23 protein-coding genes are annotated in these 25904 nt (G+C 34.3%); 16 read left to right on the top strand and 7 right to left on the bottom strand.

Annotation, left to right across the window (positions count from 1 at the left end):
* Nucleotides 1–2 precede the first annotated feature (2 nt).
* Together AW14_RS00195 and AW14_RS00190 are read left to right on the top strand one after the other, a co-directional pair.
* A complete protein-coding gene (locus AW14_RS00195; RefSeq protein ID WP_044636978.1) occupies nt 3–1778 on the top strand; it encodes a peptide MFS transporter in 1776 nt (591 codons plus the stop codon).
* 86 nt (nt 1779–1864) lie between these two features.
* Nucleotides 1865–2413: a thioredoxin family protein gene (locus tag AW14_RS00190; protein WP_044636977.1), complete on the top strand. Its 549-nt coding sequence runs from the start codon at nt 1865–1867 to the stop codon at nt 2411–2413.
* Nucleotides 2414–2416: 3 nt separating this feature from the next.
* On the opposite strand, the gene AW14_RS00185 is transcribed toward AW14_RS00190, so the two are convergent.
* The 5 genes from AW14_RS00185 to surE all read right to left on the bottom strand — a co-directional run bounded on the left by AW14_RS00185 (nt 2417) and on the right by surE (nt 7240).
* Nucleotides 2417–4375: a ComEC/Rec2 family competence protein gene (locus tag AW14_RS00185; protein ID WP_245617603.1), complete on the bottom strand. Its 1959-nt coding sequence runs from the start codon at nt 4373–4375 to the stop codon at nt 2417–2419.
* 101 nt (nt 4376–4476) lie between these two features.
* Nucleotides 4477–5067, bottom strand: a complete 591-nt coding sequence (locus AW14_RS00180) for a C40 family peptidase (RefSeq protein WP_044636976.1) — start codon at nt 5065–5067, stop codon at nt 4477–4479.
* A 6-nt stretch (nt 5068–5073) separates the two neighbouring features.
* Nucleotides 5074–6186 carry a lipid-A-disaccharide synthase gene (gene lpxB / locus AW14_RS00175; RefSeq protein ID WP_044636975.1) on the bottom strand — a complete coding sequence of 371 codons (1113 nt, stop codon included), beginning with the start codon at nt 6184–6186 and terminating at the stop codon, nt 5074–5076.
* Nucleotides 6187–6471, bottom strand: coding sequence for a hypothetical protein (locus tag AW14_RS00170; protein WP_044636974.1), 285 nt, complete (start codon nt 6469–6471; stop codon nt 6187–6189).
* Nucleotides 6464–7240 (bottom strand): 5'/3'-nucleotidase SurE, encoded by a 777-nt coding sequence (gene surE / locus AW14_RS00165; protein ID WP_044636973.1) that lies wholly within the window; start codon nt 7238–7240, stop codon nt 6464–6466. The genes AW14_RS00170 and surE overlap by 8 nt, the downstream gene beginning before the upstream one ends.
* A gap of 176 nt (nt 7241–7416) precedes the next feature.
* Here surE and AW14_RS00160 point away from each other — a divergent pair, with 176 nt between their 5' ends.
* Nucleotides 7417–9555, top strand: coding sequence for a carboxy terminal-processing peptidase (locus tag AW14_RS00160; protein ID WP_044639425.1), 2139 nt, complete (start codon nt 7417–7419; stop codon nt 9553–9555).
* A gap of 8 nt (nt 9556–9563) precedes the next feature.
* Nucleotides 9564–10658: an ABC transporter permease gene (locus AW14_RS00155; RefSeq protein WP_044636972.1), complete on the top strand. Its 1095-nt coding sequence runs from the start codon at nt 9564–9566 to the stop codon at nt 10656–10658.
* Nucleotides 10659–10663: 5 nt separating this feature from the next.
* Here AW14_RS00155 and yihA read toward each other — a convergent pair whose 3' ends face one another.
* Entirely contained in the window at nt 10664–11275 is a 612-nt protein-coding gene (yihA, locus tag AW14_RS00150) for a ribosome biogenesis GTP-binding protein YihA/YsxC (protein ID WP_044636971.1), read from the bottom strand.
* A gap of 52 nt (nt 11276–11327) precedes the next feature.
* Nucleotides 11328–12092, bottom strand: a complete 765-nt coding sequence (locus AW14_RS00145; RefSeq protein ID WP_044636970.1) for an alpha/beta fold hydrolase — start codon at nt 12090–12092, stop codon at nt 11328–11330.
* Nucleotides 12093–12386: 294 nt separating this feature from the next.
* Here AW14_RS00145 and mraZ point away from each other — a divergent pair, with 294 nt between their 5' ends.
* From mraZ to ftsA, 12 genes are all read left to right on the top strand, one after another.
* The gene (gene mraZ, locus AW14_RS00140; protein ID WP_044636969.1) at nt 12387–12857 is read left to right on the top strand and encodes a division/cell wall cluster transcriptional repressor MraZ; all 471 of its coding nucleotides are present in this window, start codon (nt 12387–12389) and stop codon (nt 12855–12857) included.
* A complete protein-coding gene (gene rsmH, locus AW14_RS00135; RefSeq protein ID WP_044636968.1) occupies nt 12844–13740 on the top strand; it encodes a 16S rRNA (cytosine(1402)-N(4))-methyltransferase RsmH in 897 nt (298 codons plus the stop codon). The genes mraZ and rsmH overlap by 14 nt, the downstream gene beginning before the upstream one ends.
* Nucleotides 13741–14058 (top strand): FtsL-like putative cell division protein, encoded by a 318-nt coding sequence (locus AW14_RS00130; protein WP_044636967.1) that lies wholly within the window; start codon nt 13741–13743, stop codon nt 14056–14058.
* 63 nt (nt 14059–14121) lie between these two features.
* On the top strand, nt 14122–16083 hold the full coding sequence (locus tag AW14_RS00125) for a penicillin-binding protein (RefSeq protein WP_044636966.1): 1962 nt from the start codon (nt 14122–14124) through the stop codon (nt 16081–16083).
* Entirely contained in the window at nt 16080–17543 is a 1464-nt protein-coding gene (locus tag AW14_RS00120; RefSeq protein WP_044636965.1) for a UDP-N-acetylmuramoyl-L-alanyl-D-glutamate--2,6-diaminopimelate ligase, read from the top strand. Before AW14_RS00125 ends, AW14_RS00120 begins: the two co-directional genes overlap by 4 nt.
* A 20-nt stretch (nt 17544–17563) precedes the next feature.
* Nucleotides 17564–18805 carry a phospho-N-acetylmuramoyl-pentapeptide-transferase gene (mraY, locus tag AW14_RS00115; protein ID WP_044636964.1) on the top strand — a complete coding sequence of 414 codons (1242 nt, stop codon included), beginning with the start codon at nt 17564–17566 and terminating at the stop codon, nt 18803–18805.
* Between the two features lie 12 nt (nt 18806–18817).
* Nucleotides 18818–20155 (top strand): UDP-N-acetylmuramoyl-L-alanine--D-glutamate ligase, encoded by a 1338-nt coding sequence (gene murD / locus AW14_RS00110; protein WP_044636963.1) that lies wholly within the window; start codon nt 18818–18820, stop codon nt 20153–20155.
* Between the two features lie 18 nt (nt 20156–20173).
* On the top strand, nt 20174–21376 hold the full coding sequence (locus tag AW14_RS00105) for an FtsW/RodA/SpoVE family cell cycle protein (protein WP_044636962.1): 1203 nt from the start codon (nt 20174–20176) through the stop codon (nt 21374–21376).
* A 16-nt stretch (nt 21377–21392) separates the two neighbouring features.
* The gene (gene murG / locus AW14_RS00100; RefSeq protein ID WP_044636961.1) at nt 21393–22499 is read left to right on the top strand and encodes an undecaprenyldiphospho-muramoylpentapeptide beta-N-acetylglucosaminyltransferase; all 1107 of its coding nucleotides are present in this window, start codon (nt 21393–21395) and stop codon (nt 22497–22499) included.
* Nucleotides 22499–23851: a UDP-N-acetylmuramate--L-alanine ligase gene (murC, locus tag AW14_RS00095; protein ID WP_044636960.1), complete on the top strand. Its 1353-nt coding sequence runs from the start codon at nt 22499–22501 to the stop codon at nt 23849–23851. Before murG ends, murC begins: the two co-directional genes overlap by 1 nt.
* A 16-nt stretch (nt 23852–23867) precedes the next feature.
* On the top strand, nt 23868–24560 hold the full coding sequence (locus AW14_RS00090) for a cell division protein FtsQ/DivIB (protein ID WP_316930038.1): 693 nt from the start codon (nt 23868–23870) through the stop codon (nt 24558–24560).
* A gap of 3 nt (nt 24561–24563) precedes the next feature.
* Nucleotides 24564–25889 (top strand): cell division protein FtsA, encoded by a 1326-nt coding sequence (gene ftsA, locus AW14_RS00085; protein WP_044636958.1) that lies wholly within the window; start codon nt 24564–24566, stop codon nt 25887–25889.
* The last annotated feature ends 15 nt before the right edge of the window (nt 25890–25904 follow it).

Raw genomic sequence — 25904 nt, 5'->3', positions numbered from 1 at the left:
ATATGACAACTGATATTGAAAATCTTTTCAAAGACAAAGTTTTAGGGCATCCTGCGGGATTATTTGTGCTTTTTTTTACCGAAATGTGGGAGCGTTTCTCATTTTATGGTATGCGTGTGCTTTTGGTGAATTTTTTAACTTTTTCGCTCATTGGAGATAACCCTGGCTGGGGCTGGTCTGCCGAAAATGCAGGTGCCTTGTTTGGTACCTATGCCATGTTACTTTACATAACACCTATTATTGGTGGTGTTATTGCCGATAAATTTACGGGCTATCGTTTAGCCGTTATTATCGGGTCTATTATCATGGCGGCAGGACATGCATGTATGGCTCTAGAGACCGAATTTACATTGTACTTTGGTTTAGGTTTATTAGTTGTAGGTACCGGATTTTTTAAACCGAATATTACCTCTATAATTTCAGAAATGTATAAAAAGAACCCAGAAAAGAAAGATGGGGCTTATACCATTTTTTACATGGGAGTTAATGCGGGTGCGTTTTTTGGCATGATGCTTTGTGGATATTTAGCTGAAAAAATTGGATGGTCTTACGGCTTTGGACTAGCTGATATTTTTATGCTTTTGGGAACATTACAATTTTCGTTTTCTGGAAATTTATTTGGTAAAATCGGATTGAAACCAACCAAAGTGCATCATGTTGAAGACATTCAGGATGGTGATAATTCTATAGCCGAAATCACTGAAGATCCAGAAGTAGAAAAAGAGAACCCATTCACCCTTTTAGATAAGATTTTAATTATTGTTTGTGCTGTTGTAGGTTTGGGATACGCCATTAATGACCCCATGTCTAAAATTGCTGGAATTGATATTTTTTCCGCATTACAAATGGGGCAGTTTGAAGGGCAATATGTTGCTGTTTTGTTTGCATTAGCCTTATTTTTATTTTTGGTTATTGGAAGAATTTTACGCTATACAAAAGTGGTAAGAGATCGCATGTTTGCCTTTATAATATTTGCATTTTTTACAGTGTTCTTTTGGCTGTCTTTTGAGCAAGGTGCTTCATCGTTAGTTTTATTTGCAAGAGATAATGTCGATAGGGTTTTATTAGGTAATTCAGCATTTGTTTTTAATGTAATTAATGCTTTATTAACGGTGGTTCCCTTGGTAATTATAACTTATGTTTTAATTGATTTATGGAAAAAGACATTCAAAAAAATTCCCTATTCAAATATTGTTTTGGCAGTTTGTTTCTTATTTATGTGGGGCATCGTATTTTGGATGCTTAAACGCGAATTTAGTGCCGATGTTTCAGAGATAACCGTATCATGGTTTAGTATTCTTAATTCCTTCTTTATAATTGTATTTGCATCATTCTTTTCAAAATGGTTTGAAAGTAAATACAACCCTTCGGCAGCAGCCAAATACGCTTTAGGTTTAATAATTATGGCTATAGGTTTTGGGTTGTTGGCTTTTGGTGCGTATGGTGTTCAAGAAGGTGTTAAAGTAAGTATGGTTTGGTTAATTTTAGCGTATTTGTTTCATACTTTGGGTGAATTATGCTTGTCTCCAGTCGGACTTTCTTATGTTAGTAAATTGGTTCCGGCAAGAATGATTGCTTTAATGTTTGGTATGTGGTATTTAGCCATCGCCATCGGGAATAAGTTAGCGGCTGTTTTGGGGGGGCAAATCGAAAACATTACAAAAGCCTACAGTTTATCTACTTTCTTCTTAATATTCACCATTGTTCCTATTGTAGCTGGTTTAGTGGTTTTTGCATTAAATCCTGCCTTAAAGAAATTAATGCATGGTGTGCGTTAACGAATAAAAGTTTAAAAAATATATAAAATGCTCCTAGTTTGGAGCATTTTTTGTAAGTTAGAAACTGTTTTTACAACATAATAACTATGAAAAAAATTATTTACACATTGGTATTGAATTTCTTAATTTCGTTAAGTATTCATGCTCAAGAAATTCATTGGGTAACCTTAAATGAAGCTTTAGAACTTCAAAAGAAAACACCCAAGAAAATTATGATGGATGTTTATACAAATTGGTGCGGACCCTGTAAAATGCTGGATAAAAACACCTTTCACAATGCAGATGTTGCTAAATATGTGAATGAGCATTATTATGCTGTTAAGTTTAATGGCGAAGGAAACGACGTTGTAACTTATAAAAATAATACCTACGCGAATGCCAATTACAATCCGGAATTAGCAAACAGAAGAAATTCGGTACACGATTTTGCTCGATATCTTAAAATTAGTGCGTATCCAACCGTTGTGTTTTTTGATGAAAAGGGAGAAGTAATTACGCCAATACGAGGGTATCAAACACCGCCTCAAATAGAGTTGTATTTAAAAATGTTTAAAAACGACGAACATAAAGCTATTGAAACTCAGGAACAATTTAATGCCTATTATGCAAGTTTTAAATCTGAATTTAAAGGTTAGAATTTAATAATTAATAATATAAGCTCCCATTTTACCAGTTTGGTGAAATGGGAGTTTTCTTTTTTTACAAACAGTTTCCCAATAATCTAAATAAGATTTGTAATTGCTGCCATCTGCAATAATTACTTTCGGGTTAATAGAATCTATTAATCGGTTGAGGTTTATTTTTGGTGATTGTCTTAATAAAATATAATCGGGTTTAAACGATTTTACATTATAAATTCCCAAACTATCTACTAATAAAAGCTTAGTTTTTTTTAGTAGGTGAATTTTTTTTAAAGGGTCTACAGAAATGTTTTTAATAAAATGGTCTGTAGCAAAATTTTTAATTGTTTTATTTTCAGAAATCTTTATGCTATCTAGATCTGAGGCCACAAAAAGGGTGTTGTTTTTTATGTTTGCTAGCAGCGTCTGTCTGTTTTTATGAAAAACAATAAATTGATAGTTAGGTTGTTCTAGTTTCGTGAAAATAATAGCTATTTGAAAACTTACAATACTTACAAGTACGAGCATGATGTTAGTTCCGCTTCTTCTTAAACATATTCTAAATGCAGATGTTATAAATAAATATGATGCTATTAAGAACCAGATATTAAACGGAATGTCTTTAATTATAAATACAGTTTGCTGCGAAATCCATGATATAAAAGCATTCATCACATTAATAATCGTTTCAAACAATTGTGCAACAAAAGCGGGTAGCAGGTTTAGTGAAGCAAGAATAATAATGAGAATTCCAAAACCTAAAATGAAACCTAAAAAGGGTATTATTACAAGATTAGTTATAAAAAATAAGCCAGGAAACTGATGAAAATAAAATAAACTTATGGGTAAAATTCCTAATTGCGCCGAAATGGTAATGGTTAAAGTATGCCATAATTTATCTAAAACTCCATATTTGGTTTGCCATAACTTGTAAAGTATGGGGTCGATAATTAAAATGCCTAAAACGGCGACATAACTTAATTGAAACCCAACATCGAACAAAAACAAGGGTTTGAATAGCAATAAAACAAAGGCGCTTAGGGCAATTGTGTTATAAGTGTTGGTTGGTCTTTTTAGGTGTAAAGCAATGGTTAAAATACTAAACATGGTTACAGCTCGAGTTACCGATGCCGATAAACCCGTTATAATTGCAAAACACCATAAAAAACAAATTAATAGAAACGGTTTTACAAACCTACCATTAGTTAAGTACTCCAATGGTTTTAACAGATAGTTAAGTATTAGCAATATTATACCAACATGAAGTCCGGAAACCGCTAATATATGAATAGCCCCTGCATTGTTGTAATCACTGTAAACCGCTGCGCTAATATCCTGTCGTTGTCCTAATATTAAAGCGTTCACAATCGCCGTAACATCTGGATTAAATTTGAACTTTTGCAGTTTTTTATTAATATGATTTCTTAACTGGTTAGCCCAACCGTAAATAGTGGTGGTTTTTGTAGAGGCTTCAAAGAGTTCCTGTTTAGATAAATAGATTTGATGGTAAATGTATTGTATCATTAAGTAATCTTTGTAATTAAATTCACTTGGGTTTAATGGCGTGTTTATCGTTTTTAAATCCGTTTTAGTAATGTATATATTATCTACATCTATATTGTTTTTAGTGCTGTCTTTTACAATGTTAAGAAGCACTTTACCCTGAGCTTCTTGCTTGTTTATTTTAATAATTTGAGCAACATATTTATTATGATACTTTCCAGGTTTAAGTATTTCTTTAATTTTGAAAGCAACAAGTACTTGGTCGTTTTCATTTAAAATAATTTTAGAATAATGATTTTTAAAATGTATTTGGTTGTGAAGGTTTGTTGTTAACACCCCAATACTTATTGCTGTTACATAGGCTACGCATCCAAACCAAATACTTTGGTTAAACTTGTTTTTTGAAGCAATTAGAATAATGAGCAAAGCGCATGTTAATACACAGCTAACAACAATACTTTGAGTTGGAGACATGTTTGAATAATGGCAAATAATAATGCCAATAATAAAAAAAACTAAGAGTTTTATTATAGTAAAATTGAGTACCTTCATACTCGCCGAATATACGAAAAATCTTATAAAATACGACGCGCCTCAACAAAGGCTTTATCCCAGTATGCTTCAGATAAATTAGAGATAATTACTCCGGCGCTGTTTGTAGCATGTATAAATTTAATACTATCGTCGGTCGAAACAACAAGTCCAACGTGGTTTATAGAATTTCTTCGATTACTTGTTCTAAAAAACAACAAATCACCTTCGCTAACTTGTTTCAAAGTCACTTCCTCACCCAATTTGGCAATATCTCTTGAAATTCTTGGTAAAATAATATCGAAAGCTCTAAACGATTCGTAAACTAATCCAGAGCAATCCATACCTTCTTTTGTGGTTCCTGCCCATTTGTATTTTACGCCTTCAAACTGTTTTGCATAATCTGTTATGGCTTCGGCTTTAGTTCTTGGAGTTTCTATAGTTTCGTTTTCAGGATCTTTATCTTTTGTTTTGATGACTTTTTTTCTAGTGTTATTTGTTGATGAAGTTCTTAGCGTCGAAGGCTCATCAGAGATAACAACCATAGGCGTTTGTTTCTTGTTTTGAGTTTTCTTTGAAGACTTGCAAGAAGTTACAGCAATTAAAATAATAATTAATAGCAATAGTTTTTTCATAAGAAATTAATTCGATAATGATTTAAAAATTAATTGAGCTGTTTTTTCACTCGCACCTTTACCTCCCAAAGCTTTTTCTAATTCATAATAATTTAGAAACATTTTTTTGCGCTCGTCTTCGTTTAAAATGCGAGTTAGTTCTTTTTTTAGTTGTTGTTTGTTGAAGTTATTTTGAATGAGTTCTGTAACCACTTCTTTATCCATAACTAAATTTACTAGTGAAATAAATTTTAAGGTAATTATTTTTTTTGCGATAAAATACGAAATGGGACTCCCTTTGTAACAAACGACTTGAGGTACTTTAAACAATGCAGTTTCTAATGTAGCAGTGCCAGAAGTAACCAATGCAGCGGTAGACATGCTTAATAAATCATACGTTTTATTCGAAATAAATTTTACGTTGTTAGATTTTATAAAAGTTTCGTAAAAGCTATACTCTTGACTGGGTGCTCCAGCAATAACAAACTCGTAATTTGGGAAATCATCTACCAGACTAAGCATCACCGAGAGCATATTTTTTATTTCTTGTTTCCGACTTCCGGGTAGTAATGCAATAATGGGTATGTCACTTAATAAATGTTGTTTTCTAAATTGAAATTCACTTATTTGTTCCCTATTGGCAATGGCATCAATTAATGGATGCCCCACGAACGTTACCTTGTAATCGTATTTTTTGTAAAACGATTCTACAAATGGAAGTATAACATACATAGCATCGATGTCTCGCTTAATATCTTTCACCCGGCTAGCTCTAGATGCCCAAACTTGTGGTGATATATAGTAATTGGTTTTAAAACCGGCTTGTTTAGCCCATTTCGCTATGCGTAAATTAAACCCGGAATTATCAATAAATATAATGACATCTGGTTGGTAATTCGCAATATCGTTTTTGCAGAATTTAATATCTTTAAAAATGGCATTCAGGTTCATGATTACTTCAATAAACCCCATAAAAGCACGCTCTTTGTAATGTTTTACTAAATGGCCACCAACGGCTTGCATGAGATCGCCTCCCCAAAATCTAAAATCGGCATTAACATCTTCTTTTTGTAATGCTTTCATTAGGTTTGAGCCATGTAAATCGCCTGATGCTTCTCCTGCAATAATGTAATACTTCATTTAGAAGAGTTTAAAAACAAATGTAAAAACAGCAATAAAAATAGTTATTAATAGTACACCACGAGCTCTGTAGTCTTTTCTTTTTTTTATAAAAATGAAGAAGGCTATTAGGTTTAAAACAGCTCCTAAACTTATGAGTTTGCCCAAAAAACCTTCTTTTGCTGCCGCCTGAATAACGGTAACAAAATCGTCTCCTTTTCCTAAAAGCGTAGCTACTAAAATAAGCCCAATGGTATTAGCTAATAAACCCACAAAAGCGCCAATAAATATGTCTTTTTTAATCATTTAAATTCCAGTCGTTTAAGTTTTTAAGGTAGTGGTGTGCTGTTAAATCAAATTGAGTTGGTACAACCGAAACATAGCCATGTTCCAAAGCCCACTCATCGGTATCTTCTCCACCGTCTAAATTTACAAACTTTCCCGTTAACCAATAATAATCTTTACCTTGAGGTGTTTTTCTTTTATCGAATTCTTCTACCCAATTTGCACGTGCTTGCCTGCAAATTTTAATGCCTTTAATCTCATTTTTTGCAAGATTAGGAATGTTTACATTTAACACGATGCCTTGAGGTAATCCGTTTTTCAAAACATTTTCTGCAATGGTTTTTAAAAATGCTTTTGTGTGTTCAAAATTAGCACTCCAGGCATAATCTAATAACGAAAATCCAATGGCAGGAATTCCTTCGATACCCGCTTCAATCGCAGCACTCATGGTGCCCGAGTAAATAACGTTTATAGATGAATTCGAACCGTGGTTAATGCCAGAAACACAAAGATCTGGTTTACGTGTTAGCTTTTCTCTAATAGCTAATTTTACACAATCGGCAGGCGTACCAGAGCAGCTGTATTCGGTTTGAGGGCCTTCATCAATAATTATTTTTTCAACATATAAAGTAGAGTCTAAAGTTATAGCATGACCCATGCCGCTTTGCGGACTGTTTGGAGCTACTACAACAACCTCGCCAATGGTATTCATAACGTGAATTAATGTTCTAATGCCCGGCGCATTAATGCCATCATCGTTTGTAACCAATATAAGTGGTTTTTTGCTCATTTTTTAATATAAATTATCTCGCTAAAATACATAATTTCCTATCGAAACATAGTATTTAATCAGTTTAACAAAAAATTAGTAGCAAACACGTTTATTGGCATGGTTTTTTCTTTATTTTAGTAAAATAATGGCGGGCTACTTGTGGGTCACAGAATTAAAAATGAATGAAAAAAATTATGAAAAGGAATTACAAAGTTCTATTGTTATTGGTGTTACTGGCATTTGCTTCATGCAGTTTTACTACCAAAAAATTTGAAAATCCAGATAAAGATAAGTTACTTATTCAGGTAATTACATTTGTTTTAGAGCAAGGGCATTTTGATCCTATAGACTTTGATGATAAGTTTTCTGAAGAACTGTTTAAAGATTATTTGGATATTGTAGATCCTGTTAAGCGTTATTTTTACAAATCGGATTATGCCGAGTTCGAACAATATAAATATCTTATAGACGATGAAATTAAAGCTACTCAAATTAATTTTTTCAATGTGGTAAACGATCGTATGCTTAAAAGAATTGAAGAAGCTAAAGAAATTTACAAAGACGTGCTTTCTAAACCTTTCGACTATTCTAAAGATGAAATGTTCGAAACCAATTACGAGCATACCGATTACGTAAAAAACAAAGCAGAAATGCGCGAGCGTTGGAGAAAGCAGCTTAAATTTTCAACCTTATCAAATTACGATGATTTGTTAGAACAGGAAAGAAAAGCAAAAGCAAAAGACCCTGCTTACGTGATGAAAAAAGATTCGGAAATTGAAAAAGAAGCCCGTGAATCTACTTTAAAATCATTAAACATCTATTTTGAAGATTTTGTCGACGATCAAACACGTGAAGATTGGTTTGCAATATATGTGAATACTATTGTTGAAGAATTCGATCCGCATACCTATTATCTAGCACCTAAAAGCAAGGAGGATTTCGATGAAAGAATGTCTGGTAAACTAGAAGGTATTGGAGCGCGTTTGCAAAAACGAATGGATTACATTAAAGTTATTGAATTAATTTCTGGCGGACCAGCATGGCGCGGTAAAGAGTTGGAGGTTGAAGACTTAATTTTAAAAGTAAAACAAGAAGATGAAGATTTGCCTGTAAACATCGTGGGCATGCGTATTAATGATGCCATAAAATATATTAAAGGCCCTAAAGGAACAAAAGTAACTTTAACGGTTAAGAAAGTAGACGGCACGATTAAAGATATTACCATAACCCGCGATATCATAGAATTGGCAGAAACTTATGCGAAATCTGCCGTTGTTAAAAAAGACGGAATGACCTTTGGTGTTATCGATTTGCCATCATTTTATGTGGATTTTAAAGATTATAAAAACATCAATGCGGCTAAAGATGTAAAAGCAGAAATCGAGCGTCTTAAAAAAGAAGGTATAGAAGGTTTAGTGCTTGATTTACGTAACAATGGCGGTGGTTCGTTACCGGCGGTTGTAGATATGGCAGGCTTGTTTATTGAAGATGGTCCTGTGGTACAAGTGCGTTCAACAGGGCAACCAAAAGAAGTTTTGAAAGATCGAGATAAATCGATTTCTTGGGATGGTCCTTTGGTAATTTTAGTGAACGAAATATCGGCATCAGCTTCAGAAATTATGTCGGCTGCAATGCAAGATTATAAGCGAGCTATTATTATTGGTGGTAAGCAAACCTATGGAAAAGGTACGGTTCAAAATGTTATTAATTTAAATAATATGTTGCGTAATAATACCAGTGGCGATTTAGGTGCATTAGCAGTTACAACCCAAAAATATTACAGAATTAATGGTGGTTCTGTGCAGTTGGAAGGCGTTAAAAGTGATGTTAATTTACCTGGGCGTTTCAGTTTTATTGATGTAGGTGAAAAAGATAAAGATAATCCATTGCCATGGGATGAAATAGATCCGGCCGAATATAAAACTTGGAGTGGTGTTTTCGATTTTGAAAATGCTATTAAGAAAAGTAAAATGAGAATGAGTAATAACCCGCAGTTAAAACTCATTGAAGAAAATGCTAAATGGGTAAAATCTAAAATTGATGAAACCTTGGTGCCTTTAAGTTTTAAAAAGTATAAAGAGAATTTAGATTTAAACGAAGAAGAAGCTAAACGATTTGATGCTTTAACAAACTATACAACTAATTTAACTTTCGACTCAACATCTTATGAGAAGTCGCTTTTTCAAAAGGATACGACAGACTTAAAAGAAAAGAGAGAACGTTGGCATGAAAGTTTAAGTAAAGATATTTATATTGAAGAAGCGCTTAATGTATTGGAAGATTTGAAAACCTCAAGTCCTATTAAAAAAGTAGCAGCTGCAGTTAAAAATTAAAAAGTTGTATGAGTCATAAATCAAACTCATTAAAACAATTAGCGCTCCAAAAGTTTAAAAAGAACTTTTGGGGCGTTTTTAGTTTCTATTTTATTGTGTTAGTTGGTGTTGTTTCGGTTTTTGCTTACGCTTTTGCACCCGATAATTCGCAATATGCCAATCAAATGCATTTGGCTATACATTCTAAAAAACCGGGTTTTTCGGTTAAAATGTTAACCATACCTTCTCATATAAAATCTAAACAAAGTGGGTTTGAAAATTTGTTCTTTGGCAAGCAAAATACAGATACAGAAATTCCAATTTCAGAATATAGAATAACGGCAAACCAATTAACCTACAAAGAGTACGCTTCTGATGGGTTAGAGGGAACAGAAAAAAGTTTGTCTTTAGAGGTATTTCAAAATAACAACCCTGAACCATTTATTGCCGAAAAAACATTTTTATTTGGTACCGATAAATATGGTCGCGATTTGTTAAGTCGTGTTTTGGTTGGTGCTAGAATTTCCTTTTTTATCGGGTTTGTTGCTGTTTTTATTTCCTTAATAATAGGAATTTTTATGGGCAGCATTGCAGGCTATTTTGGTGGTAAGATTGATGCTGTTATTATGTGGATTATTAATGTTACCTGGTCTATACCAACATTATTACTTGTAATTGCTATAACATTGGCATTAGGAAAGGGGTTTTGGCAGGTGTTTATAGCGGTTGGCTTAACCATGTGGGTAGAGGTGGCTAGAGTGGTACGCGGACAAATAATTAGTGTTAAAGAAATGCAATACGTAACGGCGGCAAGGGCTTTAGGTTTTAATAATTTTAGAATTATAACAAAGCATATTTTACCCAATATTATGGCGCCGGTTATAGTAATTTCTGCAGCTAATTTTGCTGCGGCTATTTTAATAGAAAGTGGTTTGAGCTTTTTGGGTATAGGTGCGCAACCTCCCATGGCAAGCTGGGGCGCTATGATTAAAGATCATTATAATTACATTATCTTGGGAAAACCTTATTTAGCTCTCATTCCCGGATTTTGCATCATGAGCTTGGTGATGGCTTTTATGCTTATAGGTAATGCGCTTCGCGATGCGCTCGATGTGAAAAATTAGAGTTTTTAGAAATAACTTAATTCCATGTTATTGTTAAGATTGTCTATGTAGTTTAGTACGTCATCTTTTCCAGTTTCGTTACTAGATGAGGTAATAAAATAATTAGGCATTTCTTCCCAAGTTTCTAAAACAATGGCTTTGTAATCTTCAACGTGTTTTTCAATAGCTTTTGGCTTTAGTTTATCGGCTTTTGTGAAAATAATTGAAAAAGGCACACCATTTTCTCCTAACCACTGCATAAATTCTAAGTCTATTGGCTGTGGTGAATGTCTAATATCTACTAGCACAAAAGCGGTTACAAGCTGTTCGCGTAATGCAAAATATTGCGTAATAAATTTTTGAAAAACCTTCTTAGCATCTTTAGAAACGCGTGCATAACCATAGCCCGGTAAATCGACTAAATGCCAGTTTTTATTAATTAAAAAATGATTAATTAATTGAGTTTTTCCTGGCCTTCCCGAGGTTTTTGCTAAACTTTTTCGATGGGTTAACATGTTAATAAGCGACGATTTCCCAACATTACTTCGTCCAATAAAAGCATATTCAGGTAACATGCTTTTAGGGCATTTAGCAACATCGGAGTTACTCATAATAAATTCGGCAGATTTAATATGCATTAGATTGTAAATTTATTTGGGCACTACGTGCTTTTTAAATAGTTGTTTTAGACTATAAGTTTCTTGTTTCTAACCACTTGTCTAAAATTTCATTAAATTCTTCAGGGTGTTCCATCATGGCAGCATGGCCGCATTTATCAATCCAGAACAATTCAGAGTCAGGTAAAAGATCGTTAAATTCTATGGCCACTTCAGGTGGTGTAACCGTATCGTTTTTTCCCCAGATAATGCATGTTGGAACATTCATCACAGGTAAATCTTTAGCCATATTATGCCTTATAGCACTTTTCGCGATAGCCAAAGTTTTTATTAATTTATTTCTGTCGTTTACAGTTTCGTAAACTTCATCAACAATTTCTTTAGTAGCAACGGCAGGATCGTAAAACACATCCTGAGCTTTCTTTTTTATAACCTCGTAGTCACTTCTTTTTGTGTAACCACCGCCCATGGCGCTTTCATAAAGTCCCGAGCTTCCCGTAATTACTAAGGCTTTAACCTTTTCTGGATATAGTTTTGTATGATATAAACCTATGTGTCCGCCAAGTGAATTACCCAATAAAATAACTTCATCATAGCCTTTAAAAGCTATAAAATCGTGTAAGTATTTTGCAAAGCTTTTTACATTAGTTTTAAGCAGGGACATGGTGTAAATAGGGAGTTCTGGTATGACCACTTTATAGCCCTTAGCGCTAAAGTACTTGGTAACAGAATCAAAATTGCTTAATCCTCCCATTAAGCCATGTAGTACAATTATTGGAGTGCCTTCACCAGCCTCAATATAGCTGTAGTTTTTCTCTTTTTTTAAACGATGCGTCATTAATCAGTTGTCGTTACTTTAAAAACAAATATAGTTATTTCATTCATAATTATAGCGATTTTAATTAATCGGCAAAATTAATTCTTCTTTTTAAAGATATTAACAATTCAGGTGTTATTAAATGATTATGTCTAAAGGGTTGAATACGAGAATGTATGGGCTCTTTGTAAAGGTTTGGTGGGTTAAGTGGTAGGTTTTATCGAAAAATTATTAACAAAGTGGTAGAAAGTGGTATAAAGTGGTAAATTTTTCAATATATTTGAAAATCAAACGATAAAAGTTTAGGAAAACGCATTGGACTTATTAACAGGAACATACGATTGTAAGGTTGACGTTAAAGGCAGATTAATGATGCCTGCGCCGTTAAAAAAACAGTTGGCTCCCATTTTGGAGGAGGGCTTCGTGTTGCGTCGTTCTGTTTTTCAAAAATGTCTGGAGTTGTATCCAATGAGTCAGTGGCAGGTGCTTATGCAGAAAATGAATAAGCTAAACCGATTCAATAAAAAGAACAACGATTTCATTCGTCGTTTTACCGCAGGTGTGAAAATTGTTGAGGTCGATGTGAATGGGCGCTTATTGATTCCTAAAGATTTAACGGTTTTTGCTAATATTTCAAAAGATATTGTTGTGGCTTCGGCTATAAATATTATTGAAATATGGGATAAAGAATTGTACGAACAAGCTATAGACGATGCTGCTTTAGATTTTGCTGATTTAGCAGAGGAAGTTATGGGACAAGATGATGATGATCATGGAATATCATAATCCGGTATTATTAAAAGAAACGGTAGATGGGTTAAATATTAACCCAGATGGTGTTTATGTGGATGTAACTTTTGGTGGTGGTGGTCATAGTAGAGAGGTTTTAAAACGACTTGGTGATAAAGGTAAATTGTTTTCATTCGATCAAGATTTAGATGCTTTAGAGAATGCTTTAGATGATTCTAGATTTACGCTAATTAATGAAAATTTCAGGTATATAAAACGCTTTTTGAGATTTCATGGTGTTAAACAGGTTGATGGTATTTTAGCAGATTTCGGCGTGTCATCGCATCAATTTGATGTGGCAGAGCGCGGGTTTTCAACACGTTTTGAGGCAGATTTAGATATGCGAATGAATCAAAACAACACCTTATCTGCTTATCAGGTAGTGAATGAATATTCAGAAGAGCAAATAAAAGATGTGTTGTTGCAGTATGGCGAGCTTAGAGCAGCACCAGCAATGGCACGTTTAATAGTTGAAAGTAGAACAGCAGCACCTATAGTTACAAGCGAACAACTAAAGGCGGTTTTGAAAAAGTTTTTACCACCTCGCCACGAAAATAAAGTGTTGGCTCAAATATATCAGGCAATCCGTATAGAGGTGAATCAGGAAATAGAAGCATTAAAGGAATTGTTGCTTCAGTCTCAAGAAGTATTAAAGCCAGGTGGACGATTAAGTATGATATCGTACCATTCTTTAGAAGATAGGTTGGTGAAACGATTTATTAGAAATGGTTTGTTTGAAGGTGAACCCGTTAGAGATATGTATGGAAATTTCGAGGTGCCTTTTAAGAAAGTAGGTGGTTTAATTGTGCCTAGTAAAGAAGAAATTAATAGTAATAGTCGAGCAAGAAGTGCCAAGTTGCGCATTGCAGAAAAACTGTAAATGAAAAAAGGAATCTATAAAATATTAAGAGGGGCTTTTTTGGTAAGCGACGATTCGTTTAAGAATTGGAGGTTTATCATTTTTATTTCGGTTTTGGCGCTAATTATGATTGCAAGTTCGCACAGCGCCGATAAAAAAGTATATCAAATTGCTCGATTAAAAAATGAAGTAAGTGAAATGCGTTCGGCTTTTATAGATGGTCGCTCCAGATTGATGAAACTGAAAATGGAATCGGGTGTTGTAAAAATTATGGAAGAAAAAGGCATTGCGCCTTCTGCAATTCCACCAAAAAAGATAAAAGTTAAATCTCAAAATTGAAATTAGGTTTTGGCAGTAAGTGAGAAAAACATATTAAACCGATTGTATTTTATAGCAGGATGTATGTTCATCTTCGGTCTTGCTGTAGTTTTCAAGTTGTTTAGTATTCAGTTTTTGCAAGGCGAAAAATATAAAGCCATGGCTAGCGAGCGCGTTGTTAAAAACGTAGTTATTCCTGCTAATCGTGGTAATGTGTATTCTGTACATGGTAATTTGTTAGCTACTTCTGTTCCTAAGTACGATATTAGAATTGATGCTTTTGCGCCTTCAACAAAAAACTTCGAAAAATATTTAATTCCGCTTTGCGATTCGCTTGCTAAATTTAAAAATGGGTCTTCAAGCTATTATCAAAAAGAATTAAGAAAGGCCAGAGCAAATAAAAACAGATATTATTTGCTCGCTAGAAATATTGGCTATTCGCAATATATCCGTTTTAGAAATTTCCCTTTACTAGAATTAGGAGCCTATAAAGGTGGTTTAATTGTAGAACAGACAACCAAACGAGAGCATCCTATGGGAGGCATTGCACAGCGTTCTATTGGTTATGAGCGTATCGACGAAAAAGGAAATGTAACCAGAGCGGGTATTGATGGTGCTTTTGGAATTAAATATTTACGGGGAACCGATGGGCAACGTAAAAAACAACTTATTGGTAAAGGGCAATGGAAACCTTTAAGTGATGCCAATGAAATTGAACCTAAAGATGGTTACGATGTATATACAACCATAGATGTTAATATTCAAGATATTGCACATCACGCACTTCTGGAGCAGTTAGAAAAGTATAAAGCCGATCATGGTTGTGTGGTGGTGATGGAAACCAAAACGGGTGAAATTCGTGCCATTTCTAATTTAGGAAGAAATAGTGACGGTTACTATTACGAACGTTTAAATTATGCTGTAGGCGAATCTCACGAATCGGGATCTACTTTTAAATTAATGGCGCTTACAGCTGGTCTTGAAGACAAGGTAATCGATACAACTGATATTGTAGATACCGAAAATGGGGTTGTTAAATTCTACGGAAAATCGGTTAGAGATTCACATCATGGTGGCTATGGTAAAATAACTTTAGCCAAAGCTTTTGAGGTGTCATCAAATACCGGAATTGTAAAAGCTATCGATAAAGCTTATGGTAAAAACCCAAGTAAATTTATCGACAGACTTTACGATTTTAATCTGCATAAAGATTTAGGCTTGCCAATTATAGGCGAACCCAAACCAATTATTCCAGATCCAAGAATTAAAAATGGACGTTGGAGTGGCATTGCTTTGCAATGGATGGCCTATGGCTATGGTGTGTCTTTTACACCCTTACAAACATTAACTTTTTACAATGCTATTGCTAACGACGGACAAATGGTAAGACCTCGTTTTTTAAAGGAGGTTAAAGAGTTTGATGCCGTTATTGAGCCTTTCGAAAAAGAGGTTATAGACGAGCGCATTTGTTCTAAAGAAACGGTTGTAAAAGTTAAGCAACTACTTAAAAATGTTGTAGAACAGAAATTTGGAACAGGGCATCGTTTGTATTCAGAAAATTTTTCAATGGCTGGAAAAACAGGAACCTGCCAGAAAGATTATAGCAACAAAGAAAAATTAAATTATATATCGTCGTTTGCTGGCTATTTTCCGGCCGAAAACCCTAAGTATTCCTGTATTGTGGTAATTCATGAGCCAGATAAAAGTGTAGGTTATTACGGTGCAGATGTATCTGGTCCTGTGTTTAAAAAAATTGCTCAAAAAATATTTACAGACACCCCAATAGTTGATGAAGTTGAAAGCTTAGAGGTAAAACAAGCATCTGTTCAAAAAGAATTTGAAGGCTTTTACAAAGCAGCGCAAACCTATAAAACCATTATGCCTAATGTAGTGGGCTTACCAGCAATGGATGCTCTGGCTTTACTAGAGAATATGCAGGTTAAAATTAAAGTAAAATTAGAAGGAAACGGGGTTGTAAAAAAGCAATCCATCGAACAAAATATAAAATTGCAAAATAACCAAGTAATTGTTTTAACAGCTTCATGAGTTTATTAAAAGACATATTGTACAAGGTGGCTATTGTCGAGGTTACGGGAAATACGAATGTAGAAATCTCTGCGATCGATTTCGACTCTCGAAACGTAGCTAATGGTCATGCTTTTGTAGCTATTAAAGGCACGTTGTCTGATGGGCATTCGTATATTGATGTGGCTATTAAACAAGGCGCTGTTGCTGTTATATGTGAAAAATTACCTGAAGTTTTACACGATGGTATTACCTATGTTGTGGTAGATAATTCTAATAAAGCTTTAGCTTACATGGCTTCTAATTTTTATGAAAATCCTTCTGAAAATTTAAAGTTAGTAGGTGTTACAGGAACCAATGGTAAAACAACTGTTACTAGTTTGTTGTATCAATTATTTAAAAAAGCTGGATTTAAAGTAGGGTTGTTATCTACTGTAAAAATCATGGTTGATGATAAAGAGTATAAAGCGACTCATACCACACCAGATTCCTTAACCATCAACCGCTATTTAAATGAAATGAATCATGCGGGTGTTGAGTTCTGTTTTATGGAGGTGAGTTCGCATGGCATTCATCAGCACAGAACCACAGGTTTAAAGTTTGAAGGCGGCGTGTTTACAAATTTATCGCATGACCACTTAGATTACCACAAAACCTTTGCCGAATATCGAGATGTTAAAAAGTCGTTTTTCGATAATTTATCTGATAAGGCTTTTGCACTTGTAAATGCCGATGATAAAAATGGTTTGGTTATGCTTCAGAATTCTAAAGCTAAAAAACTAACCTACGCATTAAAAACCTATGCCGATTATAATGCGCAAATTCTTGAAAATCAATTTGGCGGTTTGTTGTTGAAGATTAATGAAGCTGAAGTTTGGACCAGATTAATTGGCAATTTCAATGCTTATAATGTTTTAGCCATTTATGCTACAGCAGAATTATTAGGCTTAGAAAAAGAAGAGGTTTTACGATTAATTAGCGATTTAGAAAGTGTAAGCGGGCGTTTTCAGTATTTAATCTCTAACAAGAAAATCACTGCTATTGTTGATTATGCACATACACCTGATGCACTTAAAAATGTGTTAGAAACCATAAATAGTATTCGCACCAAAAACGAATCCTTAATTACAGTAGTAGGCTGTGGTGGCGACCGCGATAAAACAAAACGCCCTAAAATGGGTCACATAGCTTCTGCTTTAAGCACCAAAGTAATTTTTACAAGTGATAATCCACGAAGTGAAGAACCCGAGGTTATTTTAAGTGAAGTTGAAAAAGGTGTAGAGCCTCAAAATTTCAAAAAAACATTAACTATTGTCGATAGAGCCCAAGCTATTAAAACAGCCTGTCAGATGTCGCAACCAAACGATATTATTTTAATTGCTGGTAAGGGGCATGAAACCTATCAGGAAATTAGAGGAAAACGCTTTGATTTTGATGATTTTAAAATTGTAAGTGATTATTTAAAACAATTAGAAAAGTAACAAATTTCAACAACTAAAAGATGCTGTATTACCTATTTGAATATTTAGAAAAACAATTCCAATTTCCTGGAGCTTCTCTTTTTGGGTTTTTAACCTTTAGAGCTGCACTGGCCATGATTTTGTCGTTGTTAATTTCTACTATTTACGGAAAACGAATTATTCGTTTTTTACAAAAACAACAAGTAGGTGAAACTATTCGAGATTTAGGTCTTGCAGGACAGAGTGAAAAAGCAGGTACTCCAACTATGGGTGGAATTATTATCATTCTGGCAACCTTAATTCCTGTGTTTTTACTAGCTAAATTAGATAATGTCTATATCATTCTTCTTGTAATAACAACCATTTGGATGGGGATTATTGGCTTTATAGATGATTATATAAAAAAATTCAAAAAAGATAAAGAGGGATTAAAAGGACGTTTTAAAGTACTCGGGCAAGTAGGTTTGGGAATTATCGTTGGAGCAACCCTGTATTTTAATCAAAATGTAACTATCAAAGAAAAGTTACCTATTGAGGTGCAGCAGGAATTACTTGCCGAAAATGCCAATGTGTCTCCAACCAAAATGTTTAAAGAAGAAGCGAAATCAACAAAAACAACCATTCCGTTTGTTAAAGGAAACGAATTTGATTATGCCGATTTAATTACATGGATTAATCCTGACTTTCAAAAATATGCTTGGATAGTATTTATTATAGTAAGCATATTCATAATTACCGCAGTTTCTAATGGTGCTAATTTAACCGATGGTATCGATGGTTTGGCGGCAGGAACATCAGCCATTATCGTTTTAACCTTAGGGATTTTTGCCTGGATTTCTGGTAATATCGTGTTTTCAGAATACTTAAATATCATGTATATACCCAGAGTCGAGGAGATAACCATATATATCGCTGCTTTTGTTGGGGCGTTGGTTGGATTTCTTTGGTACAATACCTATCCGGCACAAGTATTTATGGGCGATACAGGAAGTTTAACTATTGGTGGAATAATAGCTGTAATCGCTATTGCAGTAAGGAAAGAATGGTTAATTCCAGTGTTGTGTGGCATCTTTTTAGCCGAAAATTTATCGGTAGTATTACAAGTAAGTTGGTTTAAATATACCAAGAAAAAATACGGTGAAGGGCGACGCATTTTTAAGATGTCACCATTGCATCATCATTATCAAAAATCGGGATATCACGAAAGTAAAATAGTGACACGCTTCTGGATTATAGGCATCTTGTTAGCGATAGTTTCTATAGTAACCTTGAAAATCCGATAGGGAAAAAATAACATGACAAAGCAGCGATTAGTCATATTAGGAGGTGGAGAAAGTGGTGTTGGTACAGCGCTTTTAGGAAAGGAAGTAGGGTTTCAGGTTTTTGTTTCCGATAAGGGAAAAATTAAAGATAAATATAAAGAAGTTCTTATACATAATAAGATTGAATGGGAAGATGAAACGCATACTGAGGCTAAAATCTTAAATGCAGATATCATCATGAAAAGTCCAGGCATTCCAGATAAGGCGCCTTTGGTAAAACAAATTCGTACTATGGGAATTCCTGTGGTTTCAGAAATTGAATTTGCTTCTCAGTTTACAGAAGCTACCATTGTGGGAATTACAGGAAGCAATGGTAAAACAACCACAGCAACATTAACGCATCATATTTTAAAACAAGCGTTACATGTGGGCTTGTCTGGGAATATTGGCGACAGTTTCGCGAAGCAAATTTTAGAACATGATTACGAAAATTATGTTTTAGAAATTAGCAGTTTTCAGTTAGATGATATTTATGATTTTAAACCGCATATCGCAGTGATTTTAAATATATCGCCCGATCATTTAGATCGATACGATTACAAATTTGAAAACTATATCGCTTCGAAATTTAGAATTGCCGAAAATCAAACAAAGGACGATTATTTAATATATGATGCCGATGATGAAGTTTTGGTAAGCTGGTTAAAATCACACCCCGTGAAATCAACATTATTGCCGTTTTCATTAAATAAAAAAGTTGAAAATGGTGCGTATTTAGAAAATGAAAATATAATAATAACAATAGATAACAATAAAATAATTATGCCAACAAACGATCTCGCATTAGAAGGAAAACACAATGTTAAAAATGCTATGGCAGCTTCTACTGTGGCGCATTTACTTAAAATTAGAAAACAAACAATTAGAGAAAGTCTTGAGAATTTTCAAGCGGTAGAACATCGTTTAGAGCATGTGCTTAAAATTAATAAAGTGCAGTATATAAACGACTCGAAAGCTACAAATGTAAATGCTACTTATTATGCGTTAGAAAGTATGGGCGCTCCAACGGTTTGGATTGTTGGTGGTGTCGATAAAGGCAATAATTACGAAGAGTTATTCCCGTTTGCAAACGAAAAAGTAAAAGCCATTATTTGTTTAGGTGTCGATAACGAAAAGCTTTTAAATGCTTTTGGTGGTATGGTTGATATTATTGTTGAAACACAATTTATGAGCGAAGCAGTAAAAATTGCTTATAAAATAGCCGAAGCTGGCGATAATGTTTTGTTGTCTCCTGCTTGCGCAAGTTTTGATTTGTTTGAGAACTACGAAGATCGCGGACGTCAATTTAAAGAAGCAGTAAGAAACCTTTAAAAATTAGATAAAAACAAAATGCAAACACTGTATAATAACATAAAGGGCGATAGGTTAATTTGGGCAATAGTTGCGCTTATGGCTATTCTTTCGTTTTTACCTGTTTACAGTGCAGCAAGTAATTTGGCATATAAAGGCGATAACGGAAATACGTTTGGATTTTTTATAAAACATTTTGTGCACCTTTTTCTTGGATTTGCTATTATGTATGGAGTTCATAAAATTCCTTACAGATATTTTAAAGGGTTGTCGTTAATAATGATTCCTGTAACCTTGGTCTTGTTGGCAATTACCATGTTACAGGGTACTACCATTGATGGTGCGAATGCTAGTAGATGGATTCAGATACCAATTGTGGGTATGTCTTTTCAAACATCAACCTTAGCATCGGTTGTTTTAATGGTGTATGTCGCACGTTATATGTCTAAAGTAGAAGATAAAGTTATCACTTTTAAAAGTTCGATTTTACCACTTTGGATGCCCGTATTTTTAGTGCTCATATTAATATTACCGGCGAATTTATCCACATCGGCCATTATGTTTTTAATGGTTATTATGCTGGTGTTTTTAGGAGGCTATCCTATTCGTTACTTGGCTGTAATTATAGGTTCTGGGGTTTTAGCATTTGCTATGTTTGTGTTGATAGCTAAAGCATTTCCAGACGCTATGCCTAACCGAGTTGATACTTGGATGAGTAGAATTGAGAATTTTTCAAATCCCGAAGTTACTGAAGCCGATTATCAAATAGAAAAAGCAAAAATAGCTATTGCTTCTGGTGGTTTGGGAGGTTTAGGTCCTGGAAAAAGTATTCAAAAGAATTTTTTACCACAGTCGTCATCCGATTTCATTTTTGCCATCATCATTGAGGAATACGGTTTAATTGGTGGTGTTATAATTATGGGAATGTACATGTGGCTGCTGTTTAGAATTGTATTGGTTTCTCAAAAAGCAGATACGCTCTTTGGTAAGCTATTGGCTCTGGGTGTAGGGCTGCCAATTATATTTCAGGCATTAATAAATATGGCCGTAGCAGTAGAATTATTTCCGGTAACAGGGCAAACACTGCCGCTTATAAGTAGTGGTGGAACTTCCATTTGGATGACCTGTTTAGCGATTGGAATTATTTTAAGCGTGAGTGCTAAACGAGAAGAAATTAAAGAACAAGAAGACATAGAATTAGCTGAGGAGAATCCGTTAGAAATTCTGTCTGAAACCATATAGAAAGCTTAAAAAGTTAATGAAAAACAATAAAACATATAAAATAATACTTTCTGGCGGTGGCACTGGCGGACATATTTATCCGGCAATTGCCATAGCGAACGAGTTGAAATCGCGTTTTCCAGATGCCGAATTTTTATTTGTTGGAGCTAACGATAGAATGGAAATGGAAAAAGTGCCACAAGCAGGATATGCCATTAAAGGCCTTTGGATCGCTGGTTTACAACGTAAGTTAACAGCTAAAAACCTTATGTTTCCTTTTAAGTTATTAAGCAGTTTGTGGACTGCTAGAAACATTGTAAAATCCTTTAACCCAGATGTTGTTATTGGTACCGGTGGTTATGCAAGTGGCCCGTTGTTGTATGCCGCAGCTTTAGGTAAGGTGCCTAGTTTAATCCAGGAACAAAATTCGTATCCAGGAATTACTAACAAATTATTATCGAAAAAGGTTCAGAAAATTTGTGTGGCTTACGATGGTTTAGAGCGCTTTTTTCCGAAAGATAAAATAATAAAAACAGGAAATCCAGTTAGAAAAGGTTTGCTTGAAGTGGATAATAAAACGGTGGAGGCTAAAAACTTTTTCAATTTAAAACATGGAAAATATACCCTTCTCGTTTTAGGTGGTAGCTTGGGTGCACGTCGGGTAAATGAGCTTATAGAAAAGGAATTAGACTTTTTAGATACTCAAAATGTTCAGGTTATTTGGCAGTGTGGTAAGTTGTATTATCAACAATATAAAATTTATAATAACACCAATAACGTACAGGTTCATGAGTTTTTAAATAATATGGACTTAGCTTATGCGGCTGCCGATATTGTTATATCGCGCGCCGGAGCCAGTTCGGTTTCAGAATTATGTATTGTTGGAAAGCCCGTGATTTTTATACCATCGCCAAATGTAGCCGAGGATCATCAAACCAAAAATGCCATGGCAGTTGTAGATAAAAATGCAGCTTTAATTATTAATGAAAATGAATTAGATGTCGATTTTGAAAATGTGTTTTCAAAATTAATAGCATCACCCGATAAACAAAAAGAATTAGGTGCTAATATTAAAAAATTGGCACTGGTAAATGCAACAAATGATATAGTAGATGAGGTTGAAAAACTTCTTAAATCAAATTAATGGATATTAATAAAATACATAGCGTTTATTTTGTAGGTATTGGCGGTATAGGCATGAGCGCTTTAGCACGATATTTTGTAGCTAAAGGTAAAACTGTGGCGGGTTACGATAAAACACCAACCGATATTACAGAAGGCTTAGAGGCGTTGGGTGTTAAAGTTCATTTTGAAGATTCAATTAATAATATTGAAGAAGCCTTTTTAAATAAAGAAACCACCTTGGTAGTTTATACGCCGGCAATTCCTAAACATCATTCGGAATTAAATTATTTTATTGATAATAATTTTAATGTTTTAAAGCGTTCTAAAGTTTTAGGTTTTATTACAGAAAACACATTTTGTTTAGCAGTAGCTGGTACCCATGGTAAAACCACAACGACGAGTATTTTAGGGCATTTACTTAATGCTTGCAATATGCCTGTAACCGCATTTTTAGGAGGTATAAGTGAAAATTATAATTCCAATTTAATTTTAAACGGCACAGAAGTTTCTGTGGTCGAAGCCGATGAGTTTGACAGATCATTTCTAACCTTGTCGCCAAACCTCGCATGTATCACCTCTATGGATGCCGATCATTTGGATATTTACGGCGATGCTTCCGCTTTAATTCAATCTTTCGAAGATTTTTCGAAGAAAGTAAAGCCCGAAGGTAAGCTTTTCGTGAAAAACGGTTTGCCGCTTTCTGGAATTACTTTTGGCATTGAAGACGATTCAGATTATTCTGTTCAAAATATAAAAATAGAAAATGGTGCTTACATTTTTGATGTAAAAACACCTTCAACAGTTTTAGAAAAGTTACAATTTAACCTACCTGGCAGACATAATTTGTCGAATGCTTTAATAGCCTTGGCGATGGCTGTAGAATATGGTTGCCCTTACCAGCAGCTCGCCAAAGCTTTAGCATCTTACAAAGGTGTTAAGCGCCGTTTTACTTATCAGATTAAAACGGAAGATTTTGTGTTTATCGATGATTATGCACATCATCCAGAAGAAATTAATGCCGTGCATCAGGCGGTTCGGGAAATGTATCCTGGCAAGAAAGTGTTGGCTATTTTTCAGCCGCATTTATTCAGTAGAACTCGAGATTTTGTAGATGATTTTGCTAAAAGCTTATCGCAGTTTGATGCCGTTTTACTTTTAGATATTTATCCAGCGAGAGAGTTACCAATAGAAGGTGTTACCTCGCAATGGCTGTTAGATAAAATAGAAAACGCCAATAAACAGTTGGTTTTAAAAACCGATTTGATACAAAAAATACGCGAAAGTGATGCTCGAATAGTTTTAACTATTGGGGCAGGAGATATAGGAGAAGAAGTTAAACATATTAAAAAAGAATTTAGCGTTGCGAATTAACTGGTCGTATATAAAGATGTTTTTTTTATTGGCACTTGTGGTGTTCTTATATGCTTTTGCATCTAAGAAAAATAGTGCTCGAAAAGTATCCAAGCCCAATGTTAATTTTCTTGGGGATAATAATCTGTTTATAACTAGCGAGAATGTTAGTAAATTGTTAATACAAAGTTTTGGAGGTGTTGAAAATGTTGCTAAAGAAACTTTAGATTTGAATGAGTTAGAAAACGCCCTAAATTCTAACCCCATGATAAAATCAGCAGAAGTGTATTTGTCTGTAAATGGAACACTTAATGCCGAAGTTGAACAAAAAAAGCCTATTGCGAGAGTAAGTACAAATGCATCATATTACATTGATGAAGATGGTTTTTATATGCCGTTATCTACCAATTATTCTGCAAGAGTGCCTTTAGTTACTGGTTATGTTGAAAAAAATAATTTAAAAAGTATCTACATAGTTGCAAAAAAAATTAAAAATGATGCGTTTTTAAAAAAACATGTAATAGAGATTTATCAGGGTATGGATCATGTTATTTATTTAAAATTAAGACAATGTCATTTTTTAGTGCAATTAGGAGATGTAGAATTTTTAGACAAAAAAATAAATAACCTAAAAGCGTTTTATCAAAAAAAATTAAAAGACAAAACGCTGGATAATTACAGTAAAGTTAATTTACAGTTTGACAACCAAGTAGTGTGTACCAAAATATAAGCAATGGAGCATAATTTAGCAGTAGGATTAGACATAGGAACCACAAAAATTGTGGCAATGATTGGTCGTAAAAACGAATACGGCAAAGTTGAAATTTTAGGTATTGGTAAATCTAAAAGTTTAGGGGTGCACCGTGGGGTGGTAAATAACATTACACAAACCATTCAATCGATTCAACAAGCCATTCAAGAAGCTGAAGCTGCATCCGACATTAAAATTGAAGATGTTACTGTTGGTATTGCAGGACAACACATAAGAAGCTTACAACACAGTGATTACATTACAAGGTCAAACTCCGATACGGTAATAGACGAAGACGACATCGATCGCTTAATAAATCAGGTACATAAATTAGTAATGCTTCCTGGAGAGGAAATTATACATGTACTGCCACAAGAATATAAAGTAGATGGACAAGCCGAAATTAAAGAACCCATTGGAATGTATGGCGGTCGATTAGAGGCTAATTTTCATGTGGTTGTTGGGCAAGTATCTTCTATTAGAAATATTGGTAGATGCGTACAAAGTTCGGGTTTAAATTTAGAAGGCATCACTCTAGAGCCTTTAGCATCGGCCAATGCCGTTTTAAGTCAGGAAGAAAAAGAAGCCGGTGTTGCATTAATTGATATAGGAGGTGGTACCACAGATTTGGCCATTTTTAGAGATGGCATCATCCGTCATACCGCCGTAATTCCTTTTGGTGGTAATGTTATAACCGAAGATATTAAAGAAGGTTGTTCTATAATTGAAAAACAAGCAGAATTATTAAAAATTAAGTTTGGTTCGGCATGGCCAGGAGAAAATAAAGACAACGAAATTGTTTCAATACCAGGCTTACGAGGTAGAGAACCTAAAGAAATAACGCTTAAAAACCTTTCTAAAATTATACATGCTCGTGTTGTAGAAATTATCGAGCAGGTATATGTAGAAATTAAAAATTACGGTCACGAAGAGCAAAAGAAAAAATTAATTGGCGGTATTGTTTTAACAGGTGGCGGTAGTCAGTTAAAGCACCTAAAACAATTAGTTGAATACATAACAGGCATGGATACCAGAATAGGTTATCCAAACGAGCATTTGGCAGGCGATAGTGACGATGATATTACGAGCCCGCTTTATGCAACAGCCGTTGGTTTAGTTTTAGACGGATTAAAACGTAACGAACGCAAAAAGGTAGAACAACAACAAACGGTAGAGCCTGAAACACCGGTTGATGATACTGAAATTAAAGAAGAACCAGAAATTATACATAAAGCGCCCGAACCTCGTCGTACGTTTTTAGACAAATTAACAGAGCGTGTCAAAGATTTTTTAGATAACGCAGAGTAGATAAAAACCATTGAA

This window comes from Siansivirga zeaxanthinifaciens CC-SAMT-1, assembly GCF_000941055.1.
Lineage (GTDB): Bacteria > Bacteroidota > Bacteroidia > Flavobacteriales > Flavobacteriaceae > Siansivirga > Siansivirga zeaxanthinifaciens.
The sequence above is the reverse complement of the archived record's forward strand: the minus strand, read 5'-3'. Positions and strand labels throughout refer to the sequence as shown.

Bases quoted from the DNA above. Each gene is read 5' to 3' on its own strand.
- rsmH (WP_044636968.1), top strand. From the start codon at position 12,844: ATGGAATATCATAATCCGGTATTATTAAAAGAAACGGTAGATGGGTTA.
- AW14_RS00180 (WP_044636976.1), bottom strand. From the start codon at position 5,067: ATGAAAAAACTATTGCTATTAATTATTATTTTAATTGCTGTAACTTCT.
- AW14_RS00120 (WP_044636965.1), top strand. From the start codon at position 16,080: ATGAGTTTATTAAAAGACATATTGTACAAGGTGGCTATTGTCGAGGTT.
- AW14_RS00195 (WP_044636978.1), top strand. From the start codon at position 3: ATGACAACTGATATTGAAAATCTTTTCAAAGACAAAGTTTTAGGGCAT.
- AW14_RS00170 (WP_044636974.1), bottom strand. From the start codon at position 6,471: ATGATTAAAAAAGACATATTTATTGGCGCTTTTGTGGGTTTATTAGCT.
- lpxB (WP_044636975.1), bottom strand. From the start codon at position 6,186: ATGAAGTATTACATTATTGCAGGAGAAGCATCAGGCGATTTACATGGC.
- surE (WP_044636973.1), bottom strand. From the start codon at position 7,240: ATGAGCAAAAAACCACTTATATTGGTTACAAACGATGATGGCATTAAT.
- AW14_RS00190 (WP_044636977.1), top strand. From the start codon at position 1,865: ATGAAAAAAATTATTTACACATTGGTATTGAATTTCTTAATTTCGTTA.
- mraY (WP_044636964.1), top strand. From the start codon at position 17,564: ATGCTGTATTACCTATTTGAATATTTAGAAAAACAATTCCAATTTCCT.
- AW14_RS00105 (WP_044636962.1), top strand. From the start codon at position 20,174: ATGCAAACACTGTATAATAACATAAAGGGCGATAGGTTAATTTGGGCA.
- murD (WP_044636963.1), top strand. From the start codon at position 18,818: ATGACAAAGCAGCGATTAGTCATATTAGGAGGTGGAGAAAGTGGTGTT.
- AW14_RS00155 (WP_044636972.1), top strand. From the start codon at position 9,564: ATGAGTCATAAATCAAACTCATTAAAACAATTAGCGCTCCAAAAGTTT.
- AW14_RS00185 (WP_245617603.1), bottom strand. From the start codon at position 4,375: ATGTCTCCAACTCAAAGTATTGTTGTTAGCTGTGTATTAACATGCGCT.
- AW14_RS00130 (WP_044636967.1), top strand. From the start codon at position 13,741: ATGAAAAAAGGAATCTATAAAATATTAAGAGGGGCTTTTTTGGTAAGC.
- AW14_RS00160 (WP_044639425.1), top strand. From the start codon at position 7,417: ATGAAAAGGAATTACAAAGTTCTATTGTTATTGGTGTTACTGGCATTT.
- AW14_RS00090 (WP_316930038.1), top strand. From the start codon at position 23,868: ATGTTTTTTTTATTGGCACTTGTGGTGTTCTTATATGCTTTTGCATCT.
- AW14_RS00145 (WP_044636970.1), bottom strand. From the start codon at position 12,092: ATGACGCATCGTTTAAAAAAAGAGAAAAACTACAGCTATATTGAGGCT.
- ftsA (WP_044636958.1), top strand. From the start codon at position 24,564: ATGGAGCATAATTTAGCAGTAGGATTAGACATAGGAACCACAAAAATT.
- AW14_RS00125 (WP_044636966.1), top strand. From the start codon at position 14,122: ATGTTCATCTTCGGTCTTGCTGTAGTTTTCAAGTTGTTTAGTATTCAG.
- yihA (WP_044636971.1), bottom strand. From the start codon at position 11,275: ATGCATATTAAATCTGCCGAATTTATTATGAGTAACTCCGATGTTGCT.
- murG (WP_044636961.1), top strand. From the start codon at position 21,393: ATGAAAAACAATAAAACATATAAAATAATACTTTCTGGCGGTGGCACT.
- murC (WP_044636960.1), top strand. From the start codon at position 22,499: ATGGATATTAATAAAATACATAGCGTTTATTTTGTAGGTATTGGCGGT.